The sequence below is a fragment of the Streptosporangium sp. NPDC000563 genome, from assembly GCF_040299985.1.
GTDB lineage: Bacteria > Actinomycetota > Actinomycetes > Streptosporangiales > Streptosporangiaceae > Streptosporangium.
The window spans coordinates 53,082-60,691 of record NZ_JBEPDA010000004.1 but is presented as its reverse complement, the minus strand read 5'-3'; the positions used below and the strand labels follow the sequence as shown (position 1 = coordinate 60,691).

Below are 7,610 nucleotides of genomic sequence, written 5' to 3'. Positions count from 1 at the left end.
CGCCCGCGGGCGCCTTTCGCCCCCCGCGCCACGACGCGTGCGTAGTAGTGCGGTTCCACACGCCTAATGATGCCAGTGGGCACCGACAGTTTCCGGCCGAACACAGTGCCCGCTCAGCGGGTCAGGGTGGTCTCTTTCCGCTCGGTGTCCCATCGCGAGTCCTCGTCCCGGTCGAGCAGTGCCCGTACCTCGTCGGCCTCCGGCATGTCCCGCCGCACGAAGATCTCCAGCGCCTCGGTCAGGCAGGCCACTCCCCTTCCCGGCCGGCCGAGCCGGGAGAACGCCTCGCCGAGCGCGACGAGCGCCTTGCCCTGGATCCATTCGTCGCCCGCCTCCGCCATGAGGCCCAGCGAGTCCTCGGCACAGTCGACGGCGCGCTCCGGTTGCCCCAGGGCGAGGTGGGTCTCGGCCATCCGCAGCAGGGTCGCTCCCTCACGGACGCGCTGCTTGAGCCTCCGATACGCCTTGCGCGTCTTCCTGAGCCGAAGGAGCGCCTCCTCGGGACGCCCGGCGTCGCACAGCACGACGGCCGACCGGTACATGACGTCGGGATCCGTCCCGCCGCCCGACTCGCGGACGGTGCGGTCGGCCAGTTCCACCACCTCCACCGCCTCGTCGATCCTGTCGACCGACGCGAGGGCGAGCGCCATGTCGCCCAGGCCGGCCGCCTCACCGCTTCGGTCGCCGAGCCCACGCCAGATCTCGACCGCGTCGGCGTACAGCGCGATCGCCTCGGTCGTCGATCCGCGACGGGACAGGACCGTGGCCAGCAGGTTGAGGCTGTCCGCGTACCGTGCCCGGTCGCCCTCGGCGAGGCTGAGGTCCCTCGCGGCGACGCAGTCCTCGGCCGCCGCGTCGAGGAGCCACCGGTTCACCCAGAACCCTCCGCGCACGCACCGGGCGTGCGCCTCGGCGCGACGTTCCCCGCGGGCCGCCGCCGCCTCGACGAGGGCTCCGGCCGCCCGCTCGTAGCGCTCGGGGGTCACGTCGGTCTCCAGTACGTCGGCCGCCATGTCGAGCAGCCGTATCGCGTCGGAGAGGGCGCTTCCCCGCTCCCGGGCGATCTGGTGTACGCAGCTGATCACCCCCTGTTCCTCGTCCTCGGCCCAGGTCACCGCGGCCTCCTCGTCCGCGAAGGACGGTCCCGCACCGGCCGGTCGGCCCGGGTCGGACACCGGGGCGCCCGGATAGGTGAGGTGGTGGGCCGCGGTCATGCCCGCGAGGTAGTGGCCGAGCAGCCTGTCCAGCGCGGCTCTCCGCACGTCCTCGTCGTCCGGCCGTGACCGGGCGAAGATCTTGAGAAGGTCGTGGTAGCGATAGCGGCAGGGAGAGGGCGACTCCAGCATGCTCACGTCCACCAGCGCCTCGCACACCTCCTCCGCGTCCTGCTCGTCCAGACCGAGTACGGCCGCCGCCGAGCCCAGTGAGAAGTCGGACGCGTCGGGGACGGCGAGCAGCCGGAACGCCGACGCGTGCGCGGCGTCGAGCTGGTCGTAGCCGAGGGCGAACGTCGCCTCGACGGCCAGGTCGTCCACGCGCAGTTCGGCGAGGCGCCGGCGCTCGTCGGCCATCCGGTCGCGCATCCTGGCCACACTCCAGGCGGGCCGCGCCGCGAGCCGTGCGGCCACGATCCTGATCGCGAGGGGAAGGTGCCCGCACGCCCCGATCAGGTCCGCCGCGGCCTCACGCTCGGCGGCCACCCGCGCCTCCCCCACGATCGTGGCGAGCAGCACCGTCGCCTCGTCGTGGGACATCACGCTCAGGTCGACCTGGCGTACGCCGGACAGCCCGATCATCTTCGCGCGGCTCGTCACCATCACCGCGCACCCGGCGGCGCCGGGGAGCAGCGGCCGTACCTGCGCGGCGTTCGCGGCGTTGTCCAGCACGACGAGTATCCGCCGGTCCGCCAGGGTGGAGCGGTACATGGCCGCCCGCTCGCCCGGCTCCTCGGAGTCGGGCGGGACCTCCGCCCCGAGGGAGCGCAGGAACCGGGCGAGCACGGTCTCCGGCGTGAGCGGCCGTGTCCCGGAGCCCCCGAGGTTCACGAAGAGCTGACCGTCGGGATAGTCCGGCGCGAGCCGGTGGGCCACGTGGACGGCGAGGGTGGTCTTGCCCATGCCTCCGGCGCCCGACACGGCCGAGATCGCGAGTGCCGAGATGTGCCCCGACCTCAGGGCGGCCACCATCTCGTCGATCTCGGGCTCCCTGCCGGTGAAGTCGGCGGTGTCGGCGGGGAGCTGGCGGGGCACCTGCCTGGGGACCTGGCCCGTCGTCCTCGCCTGGCCGAGGGTGGGGTCCGCGGTGATGATCCGCTGGTAGAGCTCCGCCAGTTCGGGCGAGGGATCGATGCCGAGGTCATCGGCGAGCAGTTTCCTGGTGTCGGTGAACACGCCTATCGCCTCGGCCTGCCTTCCCGCGCGGTACAGCGCCAGCATCAGCAGCCCGCAGAACCGCTCCCTGGTCGGATGTTCCCCGCAGAGCGCGGTCAGCTCGGCGACGACCTCGGCGTGCCCGCCCTCCTCGACCTCCTGGGCGAGCCTGCGCTCCAGCACGGCGAGCCGCCGCTCCCCGAGCCGCGCCCGCTGCCCCTCGGCGTAGCCTCCCTCCAGCCCGGCGAGCGGCTCTCCTCGCCAGAGCGCCAGGGCCTCGCCGTATCTCCCCTCGTTGGCGAGCCTCTCCATCGTGACCAGGTCGCAGGCCCCTGCCGCGAGGGCGTATCCGCTGCCGATCGAGATGATCGCCTCGGCGCCGAGGGCGGAGCGCAGACGCGAGACGTACGTGCGCAACGTGCTCATCGCGGCGCGGGGACGCTCCTCGCCCCAGACGGCGTCGAGCAGGTGGTCGTGGCCGACGGCCCTGCCCTCGGCCAGGAGGAGGACGGCGAGGACCAGCCGCTGCTGGGGAGAACCGATCTCCACCTCCGCGCCGTCGCGCCAGACGCGTACCGGTCCCAGGATCGAGAACCGCAGCCCGGGATCACTCATCCGACAGCGCCGTCTTTCCGTTGTTCTCGAACGGTGCCGTGGAACCGATGCCGTTCTCCCGCGCCGGGGCGTCGCCCGGTCGGCTCGGGGCCGTTTCGCTCCGCTGGGCCACACCGTGGCAGCTCGCCCCGATTCATCACGATGAAGCATCGTATGGCAGCACATCGACCTTTGCCGGGGAAACACCGTCGATCCGCTGCCGGATGGACGTGTCCGCTATAGGAGTTACAGCTGTCCGGATCAGGCCATTAGTGGCATTGCTGGCAACCGATCACCTTTGCCCCCCGTCTCTCTTAAGCCCTATCTGTCGTACGCAGGAGGCGATGTGCGCGTCCGCTCGGTTCTCTCAGCCGCCGCCCTGGTCTGCGGCCTGCCCCTCCTCTGGCAACCGGCGCACGCCTCCGTTCCCCCGGCGGAGCGGGGCTCGGTCGTCGCCGCGGGCACGGCGGGCACAGTGAGCACGGTGGGCATGGTGGAGTACGAGTGCACCACCAGCGGCGTGACCGGGAAGCAGACCACCTCGATCAACGTCGAGCTGACGATACCGACCGACGCCACCACCGGCCGGCAGTTCACGATCGGCTGGAGCGGCACCTACACCGGCACCGCGCTGACGGCGCCCACCGCGGGACTGCCCGCGGACACCAAGCTGTACGCGTACGTCTCCATCAGCGGGCTTTCCGGGCTGACCTCCGCCACCGGGGTGGGAACCCTCGACGCGACCGGCGCGGGTCAGAGCATCCTGCTGCCGACGACCCCGGTCTCCCTCGCCACCACGTCGAACAGTCCGGGCACCGCGACGGTGAAGCCCGGCGCCATCAACTTCGGGACGGCGCCCGGCCAGACGTCGATCGAGTGCGAGCCGAAGAACAGGGACACCCTCACGACCTACCCCCTCACCATCACGGCGGGCGGCCAGGGGGCCGACCCCGACCCTACGGACACCACCACGCAGCCCTCCGACGAGACCACGTCGGACGACGACGCCGAGACGGGCGAGACCCCGCAGGACACGGACGGCGAGATCTCCGAGACACCGGCCGGAGGAGCGGAGACCGGAGGCGGCGGTGAGAGCGGCCCCGACGGACGGGCACTCGTGCTCACCGGCTCCCTGGTCACCTTCGGCGCCGTCTCCGGACTGCTGTGGCGCCGTCGCGGCACCAGGGAGACCGTGGGCCCGCGAGCCTGACCCCCGGCGTCGGCGCACCCGGCGTCCCGGCGTCCGGATCGAGGCGTCAGAGCGCGTTCTGCGAGCCGAAGCGCAGGAACACCGCCGCGACCCAGAGCCATCCCGGGACGATGAACGCCCGCTGGACGAGTCCGGCCCTCGGCGAGTCACGCTCCCAGGCTTTGCCGAACGCGTAGGAGGCGGCCATCAGGGCGGCCGCGGCGACGGCGGAAAGAACCTTCCACGCCACCTCCGGCAGGACGAACACCGCCACCGCCGCCGTGACGGGCAGCGAGAAGAACACGACGGCTCCGGCGTAGTCGTGCAGTCTGTGGGAGACGGTGACGTCCGCCGGATCCCCCTCCGGCGTACCCGGCGGATAGCCCCGCATCGGGTCCATCCTGAAGCCCGATGCCACAAGACCCAGCCCGAAGATCGCCAACATCCCGCCCAGCAGCGGTTGCCGCCCCGCGGTGGCGATCGAGACGCCGCCGACGGTGATCGCGGCGCCGGAGACGACGAAGTTCGAGATCTGGATCCACCCACGGGCGCCGAGGGCGAGGGCGCTGACCGGGTGGCGTACCGGCGAGTAACCGGGACGGGTCAGTCCGTCGACCAGAAAGACCAGCACGAAGAACAGGGCACCGCTCGCGCCGATGACGTATGCCACTTGACGTCCTCCGTTGTCTCGCACGCCATCGGTAAGGTCCTACCGCGAACCGGCCGACCACGGCTCGACGCCGGCGCTTGGGCGGTCCCGGCCTCTCGAAAACCAGGAAACCCCAGCTCGGCGTGCGAGCTGGGGTTTCCTTGGGTGCGCCGCCAGGGACTCGAACCCCGGACCCGCTGATTAAGAGTCAGCTGCTCTAACCAACTGAGCTAGCGGCGCTTGACGTTGACAAGCCTACCGGACCCGGCGCCGTGGTCCGTACATGATCGGATATATGCCCATCCGGAGGTCTGGAGATGAGCTGACATATGCCCATCGGGGGCGCCGACCGGAAAACCTTCACCCCGAGCCGGGCGGGGCGAAATCCCGCGACGACCTGGTGCCGAGGGCGGAAACAGGGCGGAGCGAACAGTGTTCCGTACCGGCTGACTTGGGCAAATGCCGTTTAGGGCTTCTCTGCCGGGTAGGGGACCCGGAGCCCGAGGTATCACATCAAGGGAGACATTCAGTCATGCAGCCTGAGATCTGGAACTATCGAGCCGACGTGCACACCCAGGACAAGACGCTCGACGTCGCCGGATACCACGTCGAAGCCACCGACGGGAAGATCGGCTCCGTCGACGAGGCGACCTACGAGGTCGGCGAGAGCTACCTCGTCGTCGACACGGGCCCCTGGATCTTCGGCAAGAAGGTCCTCCTGCCCGCGAGCACGGTGACGCAGATCGACCCGCAGGAGAAGAAGGTCTACGTCGCGCGCACCAAGCAGGAGATCAAGGACGCCCCGGAGTTCGACGAGGCGAACTTCAAGGAGTCCGCGTACCGCGACCGGGTCGGCGAGTACTACGGCCGCTTCCCCTTCGGCGGACCCGGCACCGTCTGAGCGTCCTCCGATCCCGGGACACCGGGCGAGACGACATGAAGAGGGGGCCCACCAGATGGTGGGCCCCCTCTTCATGTCGTCCTGAGAACGGCCACGTCTTGGAAGGCCAGGTCGTCTCGGGCACGGGTGCGGGTCGCAGGTGAGGCCGTCTCAGGGCCAGGTCGGGTCGCCCGAGGAGTCGACGGGACCGGGAATGACATCGAGGCGCTGAAGGAGGGTGAGAAAGGTGGAGGCGTAGGGGGAGTCCCGCACGACGGCGGCGACGCGGTTCCAGTCGACCTGCTCGCGCAGGGCACGCACCTGCGGCAGCAGCGAGCCGTAGTCACAACTGTGCTCAGAAAGCGGCAGCAGCCACGAGATGACCAGGTCGGTGGCCTCCAGGACGGGCAGGATCACCGCCGAGGCCTTCATCGGCTCCGCGCGCTTCAGCAACTCGGGCGTGACCGGGTGGTCGCAGATCGAGAAGATCAGATCCACCAGCCTGCCCTCGTCGAAGGCCTTGACCAGCCAGTCCTCCGGCGGCTGCCTGGAGGTCTCGAATCCCAGCTTGCCCAGCGCCTCGAGCGCGAGCGGCACGTCCTCCTGGGGAAGGACGAAATCGACGTCATGGAGCGAGGGGGCGGCTCCGCGGGCGTAGGCCGCGCAACCTCCGGCGAGCGCGAACCTGACGTCCGCGTCCTTCAAACCGCTGCTCGCCCGCTTCAGCGTTTCCAGGATCGCGTCGGTGACCTCGTGACTGTGGCTTCCCATAACCCACGCGTACCCCGTAACCCTCCAGGTAGGCATGCCAAACCTTTCCTTGGGTAAACGATGCGCATGATTCACCCCGAACCCTCGCAAAAAGAACAATCAGCGCCCGGAGAGACACACAAGGAGCGGGTCGACCGCGAACTCGGCGAGTTGTTACAGGGCCTGCGCGTCGCCGTCACCGGCGTGCAGGTGCTTTTCGCCTTTCTCTTCAGCCTGCCATTCGCGGCGGGCTTCGAAAAATTGGACGACCTGGGGCACATACTGTTCTTCATCGCCCTGTTGAGCGCGGGCGTCGCGTCCGTCTGCTTCATCACCCCGGCCGCCCAGCACCGCCTCCTGTTCAGGAGCAGCCTGAAGGAGAAGATGCTGCACCGCGCCAACACCCTTGGCATCGCGGGGGCCGCCGGACTCGCGGTCGCGATGACGAGCACGGTCGCACTGGTCGCCGAGACGGTGCTCAACGCCTGGCCCGCGGCGTTGTTCGCCGGGGTCGTGGCGCTGCTGAGCGCCTGGCTGTGGTTCGTCCAGCCGCTGGTTGATCTGTACAGAACCAAGGATGAGGAAGATGTTAAGCAGTGAATTGTGAGGGCAGAGGCCGGTTATGGCTACTTTGCTTTGGATCATCGCAGTCGTCCTCGTCATCTCCGGGATCTACGTCATCCTGGCCCGTCGCGACCTGCTCTGGGGGATCGTCCTGATCGTCCTCGGCTTCCTCGTCGGCCCCGGGGGTGTGAGCATCTTCAATGTGTGACGCGAGCCTCGCGCTCGCGACAGCACAGATCGGTGCGAGCCGGCGGCTCGCACACCGCCCAGGTGCGGGCCACCCGACCCGCACGCCGATCCCGTACGGTCCGATGTCCGTACGCCGTCCGGTGCGGCCCTGAGGCCGGCATCATTTTCTCCAAGCGGGTTTCACACCCGCGAGAACACTTCGCAAGAATGTAAGCGCCCCGAACTCCCATAAGAAGCCTCGCGGGCCGGGTATACCCCGGCCCGCTTCTTCTTGCCCGGTTGTCCGGGATACCGATCGTCGCCGGTTGTCTGGAATACCGGTCTTCTCCGGCTGTCCGGGATACCGGCCCGCCTCTTCCTGGACCGGGATATGTCCACCTCTTCCCGGACCGGGACAGGCCCGCTTCTTCCCGGACCGGAAAATCC

7 protein-coding genes and 1 tRNA gene are annotated in these 7,610 nt (G+C 69.5%); 4 read left to right on the top strand and 4 right to left on the bottom strand.

The genetic code is table 11. From position 1 onward, the window contains the following. Positions 1-113: 113 nt before the first annotated feature. On the bottom strand, positions 114-2,984 hold the full coding sequence (locus tag ABT352_RS13135; protein WP_350944935.1) for an AfsR/SARP family transcriptional regulator: 2,871 nt from the start codon (positions 2,982-2,984) through the stop codon (positions 114-116). 325 nt (positions 2,985-3,309) lie between these two features. Here ABT352_RS13135 and ABT352_RS13130 point away from each other — a divergent pair, with 325 nt between their 5' ends. Beyond that, complete coding sequence (locus tag ABT352_RS13130) at positions 3,310-4,173, top strand: hypothetical protein (RefSeq protein WP_350944933.1); 864 nt, start codon at positions 3,310-3,312, stop codon at positions 4,171-4,173. Between the two features lie 46 nt (positions 4,174-4,219). Here the strand turns inward: ABT352_RS13130 and ABT352_RS13125 are convergent, their stop codons facing one another. Together ABT352_RS13125 and ABT352_RS13120 are read right to left on the bottom strand one after the other, a co-directional pair. Further along, the gene (locus ABT352_RS13125; protein WP_350944931.1) at positions 4,220-4,822 is read right to left on the bottom strand and encodes a DUF998 domain-containing protein; all 603 of its coding nucleotides are present in this window, start codon (positions 4,820-4,822) and stop codon (positions 4,220-4,222) included. 145 nt (positions 4,823-4,967) lie between these two features. Then, a tRNA-Lys gene (locus tag ABT352_RS13120) sits at positions 4,968-5,041 on the bottom strand. A gap of 292 nt (positions 5,042-5,333) precedes the next feature. On the opposite strand from ABT352_RS13120, the gene ABT352_RS13115 reads away from it, so the two are divergent. Then, positions 5,334-5,702, top strand: coding sequence for a PRC-barrel domain containing protein (locus ABT352_RS13115; RefSeq protein ID WP_350944930.1), 369 nt, complete (start codon positions 5,334-5,336; stop codon positions 5,700-5,702). 150 nt (positions 5,703-5,852) lie between these two features. Here ABT352_RS13115 and ABT352_RS13110 read toward each other — a convergent pair whose 3' ends face one another. Continuing rightward, positions 5,853-6,452, bottom strand: a complete 600-nt coding sequence (locus ABT352_RS13110) for a nucleotidyltransferase family protein (RefSeq protein WP_350944928.1) — start codon at positions 6,450-6,452, stop codon at positions 5,853-5,855. 66 nt (positions 6,453-6,518) lie between these two features. On the opposite strand from ABT352_RS13110, the gene ABT352_RS13105 reads away from it, so the two are divergent. Both ABT352_RS13105 and ABT352_RS13100 read left to right on the top strand, forming a co-directional pair. Next, positions 6,519-7,031 (top strand): DUF6328 family protein, encoded by a 513-nt coding sequence (locus ABT352_RS13105; RefSeq protein WP_350944926.1) that lies wholly within the window; start codon positions 6,519-6,521, stop codon positions 7,029-7,031. Between the two features lie 22 nt (positions 7,032-7,053). Then, complete coding sequence (locus tag ABT352_RS13100) at positions 7,054-7,203, top strand: GPGG-motif small membrane protein (protein ID WP_184719841.1); 150 nt, start codon at positions 7,054-7,056, stop codon at positions 7,201-7,203. Positions 7,204-7,610: the final 407 nt, after the last annotated feature.